Source organism: Bifidobacterium colobi, assembly GCF_018555455.1.
Lineage (GTDB): Bacteria > Actinomycetota > Actinomycetes > Actinomycetales > Bifidobacteriaceae > Bifidobacterium > Bifidobacterium colobi.
On sequence record NZ_JAFEJU010000009.1, the window covers coordinates 1 to 16,683 of the forward strand.

General features: G+C 52.4%; 9 protein-coding genes. 2 read left to right on the forward strand and 7 right to left on the reverse strand.

Annotated features, from left to right (window positions below; genetic code table 11):
- Positions 1-372: 372 nt before the first annotated feature.
- From JS530_RS09745 to JS530_RS09775, 7 genes are all read right to left on the reverse strand, one after another.
- Positions 373-1,098, reverse strand: coding sequence for a glycosyltransferase family 2 protein (locus tag JS530_RS09745; protein ID WP_214376975.1), 726 nt, complete (start codon positions 1,096-1,098; stop codon positions 373-375).
- Positions 1,099-1,159: 61 nt separating this feature from the next.
- On the reverse strand, positions 1,160-2,629 hold the full coding sequence (locus tag JS530_RS09750) for a hypothetical protein (protein WP_214376976.1): 1,470 nt from the start codon (positions 2,627-2,629) through the stop codon (positions 1,160-1,162).
- 290 nt (positions 2,630-2,919) lie between these two features.
- Positions 2,920-3,636, reverse strand: coding sequence for a glycosyltransferase family 2 protein (locus JS530_RS09755; RefSeq protein WP_214376977.1), 717 nt, complete (start codon positions 3,634-3,636; stop codon positions 2,920-2,922).
- A gap of 184 nt (positions 3,637-3,820) precedes the next feature.
- Positions 3,821-6,955, reverse strand: a complete 3,135-nt coding sequence (locus tag JS530_RS09760) for a cell wall-binding repeat-containing protein (protein WP_214376978.1) — start codon at positions 6,953-6,955, stop codon at positions 3,821-3,823.
- A 25-nt stretch (positions 6,956-6,980) separates the two neighbouring features.
- Positions 6,981-10,013 (reverse strand): cell wall-binding repeat-containing protein, encoded by a 3,033-nt coding sequence (locus JS530_RS09765; protein WP_342590071.1) that lies wholly within the window; start codon positions 10,011-10,013, stop codon positions 6,981-6,983.
- 475 nt (positions 10,014-10,488) lie between these two features.
- Positions 10,489-11,691, reverse strand: coding sequence for an acyltransferase family protein (locus JS530_RS09770; protein ID WP_214376980.1), 1,203 nt, complete (start codon positions 11,689-11,691; stop codon positions 10,489-10,491).
- Positions 11,692-11,835: 144 nt separating this feature from the next.
- Positions 11,836-13,341, reverse strand: a complete 1,506-nt coding sequence (locus tag JS530_RS09775) for an LCP family protein (RefSeq protein WP_214376981.1) — start codon at positions 13,339-13,341, stop codon at positions 11,836-11,838.
- A 416-nt stretch (positions 13,342-13,757) separates the two neighbouring features.
- Here JS530_RS09775 and JS530_RS09780 point away from each other — a divergent pair, with 416 nt between their 5' ends.
- Entirely contained in the window at positions 13,758-15,167 is a 1,410-nt protein-coding gene (locus JS530_RS09780; protein ID WP_214376982.1) for an ABC transporter permease, read from the forward strand.
- Complete coding sequence (locus JS530_RS09785; RefSeq protein WP_214376983.1) at positions 15,164-16,432, forward strand: ATP-binding cassette domain-containing protein; 1,269 nt, start codon at positions 15,164-15,166, stop codon at positions 16,430-16,432. Before JS530_RS09780 ends, JS530_RS09785 begins: the two co-directional genes overlap by 4 nt.
- Positions 16,433-16,683 lie beyond the last annotated feature (251 nt).

The following is a 16,683-nucleotide window of genomic DNA, read 5'->3' on the forward strand; positions in this document are numbered from 1 at the left end:
CGGCAGTCTCGCTCGCGGGCGAGCACGCGGACGGCGTGGACCACGCGTGGATCGCCGGTGGCACCGGCGTGGTCGCCCCCGCCACCGCCGACGCCATCGCCGACAAACTCAACCTCACCGTCAAATAGAATCGGCAAAGAAAATAGACTAAGAATTTGGGCTGGTTCTGTCATTCACTTCTAAAAGAGCATGACAGAACCAGCCCAAACATTATCTCAAGGTCATTGGCAAACATACTGTAAAGTGACACCCATGCCAACGCTTGAAGAACCACATGAGACATGCTGGACACCCCAACATACTCAAACTAACAAACGTCAATTATTTTGTTGACTGGATTGAGTTCCAACCACAAATATAACAGCATTTGCATTAAGCGCTTATATTCTGATCAATCTTAATAATAAGAATCTTAAAATCCTTTAACGCTCTTTTCCCTATCGCAAATATATTTTTAAGATTAATTGAATTGTTACCACCTTGACGCGGTCGAAATGTGATGGGAATAAAACACACTCTTTGATGTTTTTTCATGTATATAACCGAGAGAAGCACATTTGTTAGATTAAAATCATCCGGCACAAGCATAATATTTTCGCGCAAACTCTGTGCACTCATCAAACGAAATGGCGTATTGGCATCTGGAATATACACCCCGAACCTCAACTGGATTACTAGACGGAGAATTCTGGTCACCACAATCCTAGAAAACCCATCTTCGCGTTCGGTTCTGTTGCCAATGGACATATCATATTCGTGACGTTGCTCCCAGAACTGCCAAAACTCATTTGGTCTTGTTTGTCCATCTGTGTCCGTTTGAAAAATCCAATCAGCACCCGACTGCAACGCATACCGATATGCGTATAAAACGGTCCCTCCATGTCCGCTATTAGCCTTGTCCAACGGCACAAACTGTGGATGCTGTTCAGCAAATTTCTGCATAAGCTCCAACGTGTTATCTCGACTCCCGTCGTTAACAGTCACCAGCCTGCAGTGGTTCCCAAGACGTTCAACTATTGGATACCATTCAGCGAGCGTAGCCATAATATTGGCCGACTCATTATATGCCGGCATAACGATATACAATATATCTGACATATCTTCTACCTCCTGAAATGCCCGTTAAGCTTATATCCAACTTCCAATACAAACTATGCAACTATATCTTATATGCCTCACCGCTCGAAGAATGATCCTTATTCGTTTGTTTTGCTCCAGAAATTGTCAACATTGTCCAAGCAACAGCAGCGTAAGGAATCAACACAAGGAAGAAAGGCATAGCATAGTTGGACTTAGTCTCCCAAACGGATAGATACAAGAATCCGCCTAACGCAATTATGAAAAACAGCATCTGCTGCAGAGTGATGCTTCGACGTTTAACGAATAGGCCTATGAAAGCTAAAAGATATATAGCAGATTGAACGATATCGCATATTGTAAGGTACACATTTCGCGCGCTTGTTCGATTCAACAAATGCTGAAGACGACCAGCACTTTCATCATCGGGAATGATTGAGGATTGGAGTGAATAAAAGGTCGGCTCACTCCACATCGCACCTATCTTTTTTATAAAGAACCCCGCTGCATAACGTGGATGATGAGCAAAAACAGCCACACGCTCTTTTATAGATTGGATAGCCAATTCAGCTGTACGGTCGGAATCGCCACCTGCCTGATCATAGATAACTCCGGTATACTCGTTATACCATCCAGGAACAATCGCAGTATCTTGAAGACCCATAGCTATAAATGCGGCCTTGGGCATCGCTCGCGAACTGTCATCAGGATAACCCGTATAGGTACGAACTATCATCGCAGGAAGCATAGCCGCCAACAGGTATGCTATTATACATGCACCAGCAACAGCAACATGAGCAATATTGCGTTTGATAATAGCGATAGTTAAAGCGACAAGTATAGAAGCAATAACGAAGATAATAGAAGTCGGACGAAACCAAATGGCAAGAAAATACCATAGAAACATCGCAGCGACATTGTAGACAACTACAGAAGATAATTTTTTACAATCAACCGATATCTTTAGCTGATGAACGCACGCCATAACTGCGAACGCCGTAGATGGTATGTTCCCGTATATAAATGGCGCGAAGCAAGTCAAGGGAAGAAACGCCGTTACAACTAACATGCAACGCTTCTCTGTATTTTCATCGTTAGATAGCACTTTAGATGCTCGACATAATGCAAATGCCAACAACAAAGTCGCTATGGCATTAAACAGTCTAATTACAAGATAATGATGGGCACCGAATAATCCACCCATGATATAGATGAACAGCACATATCCGCTCTGATAAGGATAACGGGTTATATATATCTGCTCATCAAGCGATAATAGACGATTTCGCATCCCATCAGCCTGTTTGAACATCATCAGCTGATCAGAGGTTGGATCACCATTTGCCAGACAAATCCACAATAATGATAAAAGAAAGATAGTAGAAAGGAAAACGATATAGCATAGCGTTAAGGGAGCTGAATCAATCCAAACGTTAAACAACTTCCATCGCAATATCACAATACAAAATATTCCAGCAATCAAAGCCGAAATAATTGAAATAAAAAGATGATTATACTGATCAGGATTATCATATGTAGTAAATATCGACAATAAGTACAAAGCACCTAAAAAAAACTAGGAATAACGCCCGAAGCAATACTGTGACACTTTTGTCTAGTATGCCAAGAAATCGGTCAAATTGCGACATTAAATATCCTACAGATTTATTTTCATTTCAACATGTCAAAGCTCCATAAGAAGCCCTGTCATTGCTTCTGTTTTATCGTACGCTACATGTGGTTGAGTTAGTGAAGTCTGTCAACTATTTAAAGGTTCTCCTTGCCAATAATTCACATCTACATAGACACTCGAAAAATCACTTTGACACAGTGCGGGCAACATCAGACGCATGGCTGAATGCTGTTCCTTTTCTTGAATCTATTTCTTGCAATCCATAACAGATGTTTCATACCTGTTTCAAAATAGTTCTGCTTTGTCTCTCCGTAACGCACTCTCTGGGTAATCTTCAGTTCCTTGAACCTGGTGCCCAAAGCCTCATACGCATTTAGCTTAATCTGAGGAGACAGATTCCAATCACCTTCGGTTAGATGGAGTTGATCCACGACATCCTTGGTGAAAATCCACATGCCTGACAACGAATCATGAATACGCAATCCGTAAAGCAAGGCAATTTCAGCATTTAATATCTTAACTCCCAGCTGGAGCTTCATTGGAATATCCCGATCGGGATAACGGGTGCAGGATGTGAATGCTATTCCTTTATCCTGCATCACGCGCCATAGTTGCGGCACATCTTCAACAGGATATGTGCCATCAGAATCCGCACATACGATGATATCGCCTTCTGCTGCATTGATGCCGGTCATATGCGCATAACCGTATCCAATACCATTCGCTGTGCGATCATCCTGCAACATTCTAAAACGAGGTACATGCTTTTGAATACGCGTGCCAACTTCAACAGTATTATCTGTTGACTTATTGCTAACGCAGACTATCTCGTCAAAGAAATCAGGAATCTCATCAATAAGGTTCTCGAGGAACGAGGCCTCATTGCGGCAAGGCATAACCAGAGAAACAGTCCTACCGTCAAGCATTCTTCTACATTTTCCTATCTATTATCAGTTTCCTTTAGATGATACAACACTTTCAATGTTGAGATGCCACCAATGTCGTAGCGAGATAACCCATGCTGCCAGCAAACACCTTCGGCCGCATATGAGTTCTCAACTGTATACCTGTCCGCGCGACCGTACTGCGTTGCAGTCACCAACACCCTCATTATTCAAGGCGCTTATTAAAAGCAGTAGAAATATGCTGAGCAACCTTCCAACTCACCACGCCTTCCCCTCCAAGAATGAAGGCCGTACTTTTATTGCCTTTCGTCTGATACTTAGCAACTGCATCAACAGCTTGCGTTGAAGAATCACCAACCAACAGCAATACGTTGCCCGTTGAACCTGCCAAAGCACTGCCAGCTAATGCATCTGGATAATTCTCACCCGTGGCAAATACTGCTCCGTCCGTCTTGAGAATGCCCTTTTCGACCGCATACTCTGCAACTGCCGCTGACGTCTCATATCTGTCAGCCCCGCCAAGACGTGTTGGATCTAGTGAAACTAAACGCTTTTCCACATTCTTTGCAATCACGCCTTCACCACCGATAAGAAGTGCATGGTTAAACCTCGCAGATAGTATTGTCTGAGCTAACTCCTCATCGAGATTCCCATCTTGGACTAGAACAACCGGAGACCTCATTGCCCATGACATAGACGACGCTGACAATGCGTCTGGGTAAGATTCTCCGGTCGCCATGACCACCGTATTCGACCATTCAAAGTTCAGGAGTTCCGGTGCGCGTGTCAGCACGTCCAACGATGTGTCGTATCTAGTTGCACCACCAAAACGAATCACCTGATGCTCAGAAACTAAGTTTTTTACTTGTGTTTCCAATCTTGTGGATAGTACCCCTTGTCCGCCTATAAATACCGCCTTAGTTACGCCCAGCTGTCGTATACGATCTACTGCGGAATTATCCAATGAGTCTGGTTCAGACAACATCACCGGGGCCTTCAATGCCCCTGCGACTGCAGACGCAACCAGTGCATCCGGATATGATTCACCGGATGCGATGACCACCCACCGAGATTGCTTGAATCCTGCATCGATCACAGCATCAGCAGTGTCGTAACGCAGTTGGCCATAAAGCCGTTTTACTACACCACGAGAGGACTCAACGGACTTGGCAATCCATGATTGCGCAACGGTTCCATTGGAACTATATATTTGCAGGGCAACTCCATTGCCAGGTTTCCCATGCGGGACATCGAGAACTAACCCAGATTTGGCATTAGCCAGTCCAAGTTGCCCATTTCCGGCATCTCGTAGTGCCCACAATTGCGCCAAAGTACCATTAGGTGTCCACTGACGAACAGCGGTGCCACTTGTCATACCACCTGAAGCGACCTCTACAGCGTTGCCGGAATTCAAGTTGATAATGCTATATACACCGTTACCCGCTTGATTGAACGCAAATAACTGCGCATCTGAGCTATCAGTGTTTTGTAATTGGACAGCTTTACCTGCATCAAAAGAAGCATCGGCAATGCCGACCGATAACTTGACATCGGCAACCGATGTCAATTGCACTGGATTCTTAGGTATCGCCGCTGTCGCGGACGCGACAATAAACTGCTGCGCCTGCGTGCCATTCGGTTCATAGAGTTGCGCGAGCGTGCCATCCTGAGTGTTGCCGGACACTAAGTCCAAGACCCAGTTGCCCAAAGCGGACTGGATATACACACCGCCGGTGTTAGCAGTCCTCAGCCACCACCGTTGAGATGTCTTGTTATTACGGCTTTGCTGCTGCACAGCAGCGCCATTGGAGGCCTTCTCATCCTTCACGCCAAGCACCAGACCTGATTTCTTATTCACAATCTCGTACGAACCATCGGATTGCTGGTTGAACTCGAAGCCCATCGCATCCTTGGTACCGGATTGCAGACGAATCGAAGCACCTTCAGCCGTGGAACCGTTTTCCGCCTGTAACGATGATTCGAGCTGTTTTGCGGAATCGATATAGAACGTGCCAGAACCGACTGAGAGCGCAGGCAAATGCGTAACGTCGTTCAGATAGCTCTTCACTAGATCACGAATCGTTCCCATACGGTTCCACACCTGTTGACCCGGGCATGCGGTGTTGTTGGCCGAACCGTGGCTGTGGTCACCATGGCCGGTGATGCGCGCCTGTGTTCCCAAGTATTGGAAAGTACCATACGGGTCACTGATGCCAAGGGCATCAAATTCCCATGCGATAGCCGCAGCGGTGGAACGAATCTGCGCATCCGTTGGAGCTTCGCTCAGATGGTAGCTGCCGAGTAGTGCTACACCGAAGGTGTCGTAGTTGAAACTGTATGCTTGAGCACCGGCAACTTGGCTGGCGGGCACAATCTGGTTGGGAACGCCTTCGTCGCGCCCTTCCCAGATGCCGCCGAAGCGATCCACGATAATCTGGTAGCCGATATCACCCCAGCCTCGTGTGACATTATGGAAGACGTAGATGCCGTTGATCATGGCTGGTACTTCAGCCTGGGAATAGTTGTTGCGGTCAACGGTGTGATGCACGATGGCACCTTTCCAATGTCCGGTTCGCTCCGGAGACCAGGTCATTGCAGGATTACCGTTCACCCACCATTCTTCGCGGGTATGAATCGTACCGGTAGCGGTAACGGCAGCAGTTTGCTGCGTTTTAGCCGTCGTCTTATCGGTAAGCACTGCGGACTTTGCCACATGCTTGGTACTGCCGTTGGCATCCTTAAACGCAGAGCTTTGTGCATTGCCGGCAGAGTAGCCGGAATCGACAGTTACGAGTTTTGCTTCGGAAAGCGTCTGGCCGTCAACCGGAGTCAGTTCGGCTTCCACTTTACTGGCGTTGCCCACGTAGTATGAAGCACTCACGCCCATCACATCGGCGTCTTCATCCACGGATGGCAACTCCACCCAGTCGCCCCATTTGTTGTTCTGGAAGGTGCGCAGTCGGTATGATGGCGCCTTGCTGTGGTCGCTCATATCCTGCTGCTTCCAAGTAACTCCCACCGTAGCAAGGCCAGAGAGGTCAGCTGATGCGGTTATCACTCCAGTTGATGAAGGCGTGGCATCATTCTTCGGTTCGGAGCTGGATTCATTCTCGTCCAATGAATACGGAGCGATGCTCTGATCGTCTTCCGAAGACGAAAACGATGTCTTCTCGGTTTTAGGAGTATGGTTTTTTGTGACCTGTGAAATGCCGTCTGATGAAGTGTCATTCACGGATTCGACGTTCGGATACTCAATAGCTCCAGCGGTTTGTGCTAATCCTAGAGTAGACGCAAGAGCGACCGATACAATGCCGGCAATCAATTTGCGATACTTCATCATTCTTCTCTCATTCAGTTATTACCGGTTATTGGATGTGTTTATTGAGTTTGGCTGCAATACTTATTTCTGTACTTGCACTCAGCACTCCAGCACCACCTAACACATACGCTGTATCTGTGCTCCCGGCATTCTGTTTATCTGCAATAAAGTCTATTGTCGCCGAACTCATATCACCATCACTAACTAAAGCAAGAACATTTCCCGTTTTCCCTGCCAACGCACCACCAACTAGGGCATCAGGATAGTTTTCGCCAGAAGCAAAGACCGCACCATTCGTCCTAAGAAAAACGTTTTCTTGAGCATACTTCACTACTTCTAAGGATGTTTCATAACGGGTCTGACCGCCAAGTCGTACAGGGTTCATCGAGTATAGCTGTTGCTCAACGGTAATCGGGACTACGCCTTTACCTCCAATAAGTAGTGCGGACTTAAAACCTTCTTTATGCAGAACATTCAACGTACGCGTTTCCAAACCGTCAAGCCCCGTCAGGACAATGGGCTGTTTCTTTTTCCAGGCAAGAGAGGAAATCGATAATGCGTCATATGGGCTTTCCCCACTTACAATTATCGCAGTCTTATCCTTAGACCACGAGATACCAAGTTTGGCCGGAGCATCTCTCAATATACTTAGAGAAGTGTCATATCGAGTCTCGCCCCCGAATCTATATACTGAATGAGAGGACACCAAGTTTCGCACCTGAGATTCCAAAGTACTGGATAGCGCACCTTCACCGCCGATTAATACCGCTTTCGACGCGCCTAGAGATCGAATTCGGTCTGCTAAATCATCACGTAAAGCATCCGGCTGAGATAGCAGCACTGGAGCATCTAACGCACCAGCCAAAGCCGAAGCGGATAGGGCATCCGGATATGTTTCTCCGGAAGCAATTACGACCCAATCCGACTTCTCAAAACCGGCAGCCACAACCGCATTAGCCGTCTCATACCGACCAATACCAGAAAGACGCACTAAACCGCCATGAGTTGATTGCGAAGTGGAAGTCTTCCACATCTGGGCTACCGTGCCATTGGCATTCCATAACTGGACTATCGTACCTGCTGAGAGATTGCCACTGGGCACATCAACCACACGACCAGACTTCGCACTCACCAACACAACACCACCAGCAGACGAATCGTAGATGGCCCAGCGCTGTGCAATGGTGTTATTGGCGGTCCACTGACGAACCGCAGTACCTTTTGCGGTACCACCCGAAGCCGCTTCAATAGCTTTCGCTGAGTTCAGGTTTCGTATTTCGTAGAGGCCCTTGCCTACTCGGCTGAACTTGAAGAGCTGCGAATCCGAGCCAGTCCAATCCTGCAACTGCACTTTCGCACCATCATCATATGAATCGTTCGCAATGCCGAGCGTACGGTTTTCTTCACCGCCTGAAGTGAGACGGACCGGATTCGAGGGAACTTTCGCGGTAGCCGAAGTCACCACGAAATGCTGAGCCTCTGAATCGTTCGGCTCATACAGTTGCACTACCGTGCCATCTGTGGTGTTGCCAGAGGTCAAATCCAAGACCCAGTTGCCCAAAGCGGACTGAATAAACACGCCACCTGAAGTAGCCGAGCGAAGCCACCACCGTTGAGCAGTTGTATTATTACGTTCCCATTGGTGAACAACAGCCCTATTAAAGGCATTACCGCCGGATACGTCCAATGCCAAGCCAGACTTCTCGTTCACAATCTCGTATGAACCATCATCCTGCGGAATCAGTTGGAAATGCGCAGATGATGAATCTCCGGATTGCAAATCTGTGACCGCTCCAGAGTCCGAAGATTTACCGTCAATCGACACCGATGAATCCAGTTTCTTCACCGAGTCGATGTAATAAGTTCCCTTAGGAACAAAGAGCTTCTCCAACCCACGCACATCATAATTGGCGTGATATTCCTTGTACCCAAACGCATTCAGATCCACTCGGCCGCTGATGCCGGCCACCGAGCCACCGCTGGTGTACTGCCAGCCGCGATCGTTGGTGGACCAGTTGGTGAAGCCCATCGTGGAGCCATACTGGGCCACCCAACGAGTCTTGGCGTGGATGCTGGCCTTGTTGAGTGCGGAATTGAGGTACGAGGTGTACGAGTACACCGAAAGATTGTTGTAACCGGCAGCCTGCAGCTTGCTGTACCAGGTGTTCACAATGCCTTCGTACACGTTCGGGTCGGTGGGCGGCGCGTGGCCTGCCCACGTCCAGCGTTCAAGGTCGTAATACACCGGGTAGCTCAGGTCGCCCGGGCTCACGCCGGCCTGGCGCAGCAGGTTCACAATGTCATTGCCCTCTTCGGCGGCAACTGAAGAGTTCTCAGCGTACGAATAGGTGTACACGCCGAACGGAATACCCAGGCGCTTGCATTCGCTGATGTTGCGTAGCGCCTTGGCATCGAAGCCATTGCCTGCGCCGAAGCTGATACGGATAATCGCGCCTTCCACACCGGCGTTCTTGGCGGCCTGCCAATCGATATCTCCCTGGAATACGGAAACATCCACCACGCCCTTGGCCTGCTGCACGAACAGGTTGTTGTTCGCGTCATAGAAGGCGGCGGTACCGTTGTAGGTGCCCCAGTGCGCGCCGTAGCCATTGTTCTGTAGCGATGCAAGCTTGACGTTCGACTTTGTGGACTTGCTGGACTTTGCGGACTTATCGCTCACAGCACCAGCAGTACCAGCTGCACTGCTGCCCTCGGTACCGGACTGCCCTGCATCGGTTCCGTTCGACTGATCGGTACCTGCTGCATTACCGGCGGAATCAGCAGAATCAGACGTAGCCGAATCCCCCTCAACCGCGGCATCGCCCTTGACTTCGGCGACCTTCTGCTTCACCTCGCTGGCCTCAACCGGGATGAACGACTCGCCATCCGTCTTAGCCAGCGGATCCGGCTGCTTATCCTTGGTACCCACCAGCTTCGGATCGGTGACGGTCTTACCGGTTTCGATATCCTTCAGCTCGCCATTGTCACTCACCGCGTAGTCTTCGGAAACCACGGTGTCGCTATCGGCAATGTTCGCGGCAACCTTGTCGGGCAATGCGGCATTCGGATTGCTCGGCATGGCATCGGAGGAGGACTCGTCCTTGATGGCCTGAGTCTTCAGCTGCGACTGCGCAGTACCGGTCTGTGCGGTGCCCGCATTCGTCGCAGTGCCAGCATTCGTTGCCGTACTTGCGCCAGCAGACTGACTCGACGACTCATCCAGATTGGTATCACTCAGCGCATACGCCGGTACGGTGCATAGTGCGCCAAGCACGGCAACGGACACAACCGATGCCACAGCATTCCTGAAGCCAGCGTGCATGCGCTTGCTCATGTTCGCTTTCGCCATTACAGGCCCTCTTCTTCTTATACTTCTATCGCTCCAGTCACAGCCAACGACCATGCCAGAGCTTGAATTCACGAATTATCCTGACCGAGCAGTCGCGGTATTCCCCACGATGCCGGCACACAACCACAGCCCACTCTACAATCGCACCCTGATAGCGCGCATGCCACCAGTCACATACACGCAGAATGCTTGCATTATTGTGCGCTTACGCGCGTGTAATAGAACGCAAACGCAACAGACGGAGCAGCGGCTGGCGAGTGACGTAATCGAAGATAGTGACCAGCAGCACGAATGCGAGCGCGAACAGTACGCCAAAAGTCAACGCAGCCGCAAGGCTCCACGCATTGCCTTGCAGCAGTAATCCCTTCATGATTGCCGTGCACTGTGTATGCCAGATGCCGCCCAGCAGCGATTGGGCAATATAGAAGCCGAGAATGCCGGACGCCACCGCAGTAATGCAGCGCGCGATGTTCTCAGGCATGCTGCGTGCACTGTGAGCCACGTCTGCTTCGCCGTTCCCATGAGCAGCCGTTGCAATCATCAATGCAAACCATGCGCCGAGGAATGAGATCAGCGACGTTGATTTATACGACAATGCCATCATCAGCTGTCGCTCATCCAAGACAACCAGCACCGCTTCCACAAGCAGCACCAGCAATGCCAGCGCGGTCGCCGCGCGACGCCATGCCTGCGCCGATACACGCCCCAGCCCGCCAGCCTTGCGCACGTCCACACCCACTACACCAGCGAACAGGAACGACACCAGATACGTCACCGCGCTCATCTGCTTGCGCCAATCACTCAAGCCTCGCGCGGTATCCTGCGGATTGATGAACGCAATGTACAGGTTCAGAGCAAACACCACAACCAGCGCAATCACCATCAACGTCCACAGCACGCGCGGATTCGCGCGTTCAACAATCCAAGCGAACACCGGTGCAATAACCACAAACACCAAATAGAGCCACACGAATTCAAGCCCGTAGCTCCACCACACCACAGTGCCAATCTCCGGCACCGTCACGAACACATTAATCACATAGCAAACGGCGATATAGAACAGGACCGAAAGCACAATAATCAGTGCGCGGCGGGCAGTGGCAGCGAACTGCTCGCGCCAATACTCAGCACTGGTCATGGTGTGCGACTTGCGGGCGGCGGACGGCACCAAATAGAACCCGGAAATCATGTAGAACATGTGATTGCCGGTGGCGCCGAGCAGTGCAATCAGACCCAGCAACAGCATCGCCAGCGGATTGCTGGCTATCACTTGATTCTCAGGAGACAGCTGATCAATCGGCGTGGCTACAGCAGTGGCAGCGAACCACGGCTGGAAGACGTGGAACACCGAGATACCCGCTATGGCGAGCACTCGTAGCATTTCTACGTAACTATTGCGTTTGCTCATGCTGTTCTACGTTGGATTTCCTGTGTGGTGTGCTTGTATGCGTCTACTGATGCAAACGCTCCCTGTCTTGCTTGGATTGGTGCAAGACAAGGAGCGATGCGCGTCATGGTTCGCGGCTCTTCACCGGATCAATCAGCACTGCGATCAGTACTTCACACCGCAGTAGGTGACTTCGATGTAACGCGCGGCCAAGCCAATGAACTGGCCGGTGGTCTGGCTGCGAATCGCACCGGTTTCCGGGTCGATGATGCCGTTGGTCTCACGATCGATGATGGTGCCGTCCGCCAGCTTGGTGGTGTTCGTAGCCGGATCGTAGGTGGAACCGTCCTCGTTTGTGGTCGGCGTGGAGGAGTCGGTGGAGCTGGAATCCGTGCTGGAGCTGTCGGTGCTGTCGGTGGAAGAAGAATCCGAGGAGCTGGAGCTATCGGACTTCTTCTTGGTGCTCTTCTTCTTGCTGTCCGAGCTGGAAGAGCTATCCGAATCCGAAGAATTGTTGGTGTTGATGGCAGTGCCCGTGTTGGCGGAATCCACCAGCGGCTGAGCATTGCGCAGTTTCTCCCACACGGCATCGGCACCATCGGCGAACTGGCTACGATTGGCATCCTGAGTCCACGGCACCACCGGGATGGTCTGCGAATACAAGTGACTCATGTCGAAGCTCTTCATGCTGGCGGCCAGACCGGCCAGCGTAGTGGTATTCGCCAAACCTTCGCTCATCTGCACCGACTCCAGACCAGCCTTAGCAAGCTGGTAGAGCTGGGCGGAATGCGTCAGCATGTTCTTATCGAACGCAGTCTTTATCAATCGTTTAATCAAGTACTGCTGGCGAGTAGTACGCATAGTATCCGAGCCATCGGTACCAGTGGCGTGACGCGTACGCGCATACTGCGTCGCGGTAATACCATCCAGATGCTGCATACCCTGAGCCAGATTCAAGCCGGTGTAGTCATCCTGCATAGGAGTAGGAATGCACACATCCACACCGCCCACAGCGTTAATCATATTAACCAAACCGCCGAAGTCCACCACCATGAACTGCTGGATGTTCAGACCACTGAGGTAATTCACTTCGTTCACTGTGCAGCTGGCGGCGGAAGCCACGTCGCCGCCCTGCGCGTAAGCGTTTGGGAAGATGGAATTAATCATCACCGAGGACTGCGCATACATCGTACCGTTGGAGGTTTCGCAACCCGGAGTGGACACCATCAAATCGCGGGGCAGCGAGACCAAGTTGATGAACGAACGATCCGCGGCAATCTGCAGAACCAGCAGCGTATCGGAGTTATGCACACCGACCTCATCGCCACCGCCAATAGCGCTGTTCGTGTCGCCATCGCGCGAATCCTGGCCGATGAGCAGAATGTTGATCGGCGTATTCGAATACGGATCCACCGGCAGAATATCAACCTTCTTGCCGTTGGACTTCTGCACAATCATCTTGACAGACTGATTGCTCACCGTGTTGCTGATATCCGCCCACGTCACTCCAGCGAACGTACCCACGAACGAGAGCACGGCAATCACAGCCAGCGCAATGCCCTTGGCAACCTTATGGCTCACACGGTATGCCGCGGTATGATGCGGCCCTTGCACCCTCTGCCATCCAAGATTCGGAATTGGATGACTTTCATGTGCCCTGCGTTTTGCCATAATCACTACCTTCCTGATTGGTGGGGGCTTGTCTCACTGCCCGAAGACGCGCCACCCTCACTACCTCAGGTGTCTGCTTATACGTCGTTGGTTAGTGTAGCAGAACGGCTTGAAACCATTGGAAATATGCCGAATACGGGCTGAATCTTCGAAATTGGATGGTAGCTTGGCGGCGGTTCCGCGATCAGTTGTTGACGCCGCATGCGCAACCGTCAATCGCGACCATCGATTATCAGAGTACTTTCAGACTTCATTGAGAGGTATAACAGTAATGCGCAAGACAACGGTCACGAAGCGCAATAATAGTGGAGTTCGTATTGATGAGTTTCGAGAAGTTCGAATGATTCGGCTCGCAGCGTAGATACATCGCTGCAAGCCAGAGAGTTTCGGCTTAGGAGAACGGGAGAGGTACACACATGTTCGTCCTCAGCAACGCATGGCGAGCGATGATGCGCTCGAAGGGGCGCACGGCGCTCACCGCGATTATCGCACTCGTGGTCACATTCGGCACAGTTGCCGGCTTGGCCATCGTGCAGGAAAATCACACCGCGCACACCGATGATTACGACGTGCAGAAGGCCACACTGGCCATTCGTCCAAGCGCCGCCGCATGGAAGAAGGTCTCCCCCAGCGATTCGGCATCCACCAAGCATTACATGACTTGGACGGACTACACCGAATACGCCACCATCATTCAGCAGGCCGGCGTGACGCTCGACTTCACGGTCACCGAAACCGTGCCGGCGCGCGTTTCCGGTGATCTCAAGGCCGTGAGCGGCGATAAGCTCGGTTCCGCTTCCGACGATAAGACCGGCGGCCAGCTCATCTGGCGCGCCTTCTGGACCAAGGACGCGGCCTCGGCCAGCGATCTCGGCACCTTCAAGATCGTGAGCGGCAAGAACCTGAGCTACAACAATCAGTCCTCCAACCCAGACACCACCGGCGCACTGGTCTCCTCCGCATTCGCCAAGGCCAACAACCTGAAGGTTGGCAGCAAGTTCAAAGTGGCCGCAGCCTCCGATGCTTCCACAACCGCGGAGCTCACCGTGCGCGGCATCTACGAATACACGGCCGCAGCCGACGCCGACAATCCGGTGGTGACTGCCCGCAACCGCGAGAACGCGATCTTCACCAACTACCAGACCTTCGCCAAGGCAGGACTTGACCCGCAGACCGGCGACTCCTCCGTCTCCGGCTGGCAGGTGCCGGATCTGAACGTGGTGTTCAACGTTACGGATTCCGCCTCCTACAAGAAGCTGGTCGCCACTTTCAAGAAGTCCAAGCTGCCTGCCTCCGGCTACACGGTGTCCTCCCCCTCGCTTGAGGCGTATGTTCAGTCGCTCAAGTCTATGGATGCCGTGGCCGCCAACGTGAAGACCAGCACCATTGTGCTGCTGGCTGTGGGCGGTGTGCTGCTGCTCGCGCTGGTGCTCGTCGGCGTATGGGGTCCGAAGCGCGACGACGAAATCGGCATGGCGCTGGTCTCCGGCGTCTCCCGCGGGCGCTTGGGCTGGCAGTTCATGCTCGAGGTCTTCTTCACCACGCTGCCGTTCTATGTGATCGGCCTGGTCGGCGGCATCTTTGCCACCAAGCCGCTTGCCGCAGCCCTGTTCACCGGCCACGAAGTCACCGCTTCCTCCTCGCTCATCTGGAATATGGTGTGGGGCGGCTTGGGTACCATCCTGGTGCTCGCCATCCTCGCCGCGCTGCGACTGGCGTTCTTCCGCGCCGACAAGCTCTTTGCCGCCGACGGCGACTGGGGTTCGGTGAGCGAAACCGAAACGATTGAAGCTGATTCCAACGACGATGCGGAGGCCAAGGCATGAGCGAGAAGAACAATGACAAGAACGTCAAGGATCAGGAGAACCTGCAGCAGTCCGAGGAGCTCGACGCCAAGGCGGCGGATGCTGAGGCTGCTGCGGAGTCTGCCGCAGATGCCATCAAGCCAGCGCCCGCCGACTCCATCCAATTCAGCGTCATGTTTGACGATGACGAGGATGCAGACGATGCCGAAGTCAGCGACGCCGCAGCCGGCGCAGCGGACAACATTTACAGCAGTCTGGCTGCCGCCGAGGAATCAGCCGTAACCGATCCTGAGGCAGTCGCCGCCGTACCGACCGGCGAAGCTGACGGCGCTGCGTCTGCCGATGCGGCGTCTGCGGCCGGCACCGCAGACGCTGCAGCTGAGCCCAGCGAAGCCGAAGCGGAGGCAAAGGCTTCTGCCGATGCATCCGCCGCAGTCACCGAGCGCAATGCCAAACATGTGAACGAAACCTTGGGACTGGCGAAATCCGAACCGAAGAACGATCTGGCCGCGCGCGAGGACAAGTCACACAAAGCCGAACCGGCCATGACGCTGGCATCGCGCATCGATCGCGTGCTGGTGGGCGGCGGTGCGGACGACGTGCTGCTGAAAACCTACCCCACGTTTGCGTTGAACAAGGTCACGCTGGCGGGCGCCAAGGGCAAGGTCAACGTGCTCGATAACGTGGAGTTCGCCTGCTATGCCGGTCACGCATACGCCGTGCTCATCAGCGATGACGCGGATTCCGGTCTGACCGCGGACGCCAAGCGTCGTGCGCTGATGGGTGTCATGACCGGTCTCGTGCAGCCGACCTCCGGCGCGGTGATGAATAAGAGTGCGAATATCGCCGAGCTGGAACCGGTGGAATTGCGCGGACATCGCCTTGGCATTGTGCCGCAACTGCATGCCGTTCAGCCATATCTGGATGCCGAGCACAATGTGCTCTACGCCATGGAAGCCTCCAACCGCAATTTCCTCAAGCCCAAGCCGGTGATCGCGCGCGAACTGCTCGCCAAAGTGGGCTTCTCCGAAGCCACGACCGGCGCGGCCGTGGGTAAGCTGCCGCAAGTGCAGCAGCGTCTGGTGGCCATTGCCCGTGCCATCAGCGCCGAAGCCGAAGTACTGATTTTGGACGAGCCGACGCGTGACCTGAACGACGACGACACGGTGACCGTGTTCGCCGCACTGGCCAAGCTGGCGCACAGCGGCGATCCGAAGCACTGCGTGATCGTGCTGACCGCTTCGCGCGAGATTGCCGAGGCTGCGGACACGCTGTTTGAGGTGTGAAACCAGCGCATTTTCCCGCGGCACCCGATGAATAGCGGGGTGAAGGCCCAAGAAAGTGGTCTTCACCCCGCTTTCTGCGTTACAAGGGGTTGATTCGTGCTTGGCGGAAGGTCTATCTGCGTTACAAGGGGTTCCTCGCCAAGTAGACAGCTCTCAAGAATGGCGGAATAACGTTGCGCTGAGGGCTTGTATACGGCGCATACATGCCCTCAACAACCCCTTGTAGAGCAGTTAGACGTTCTGGAAGACGG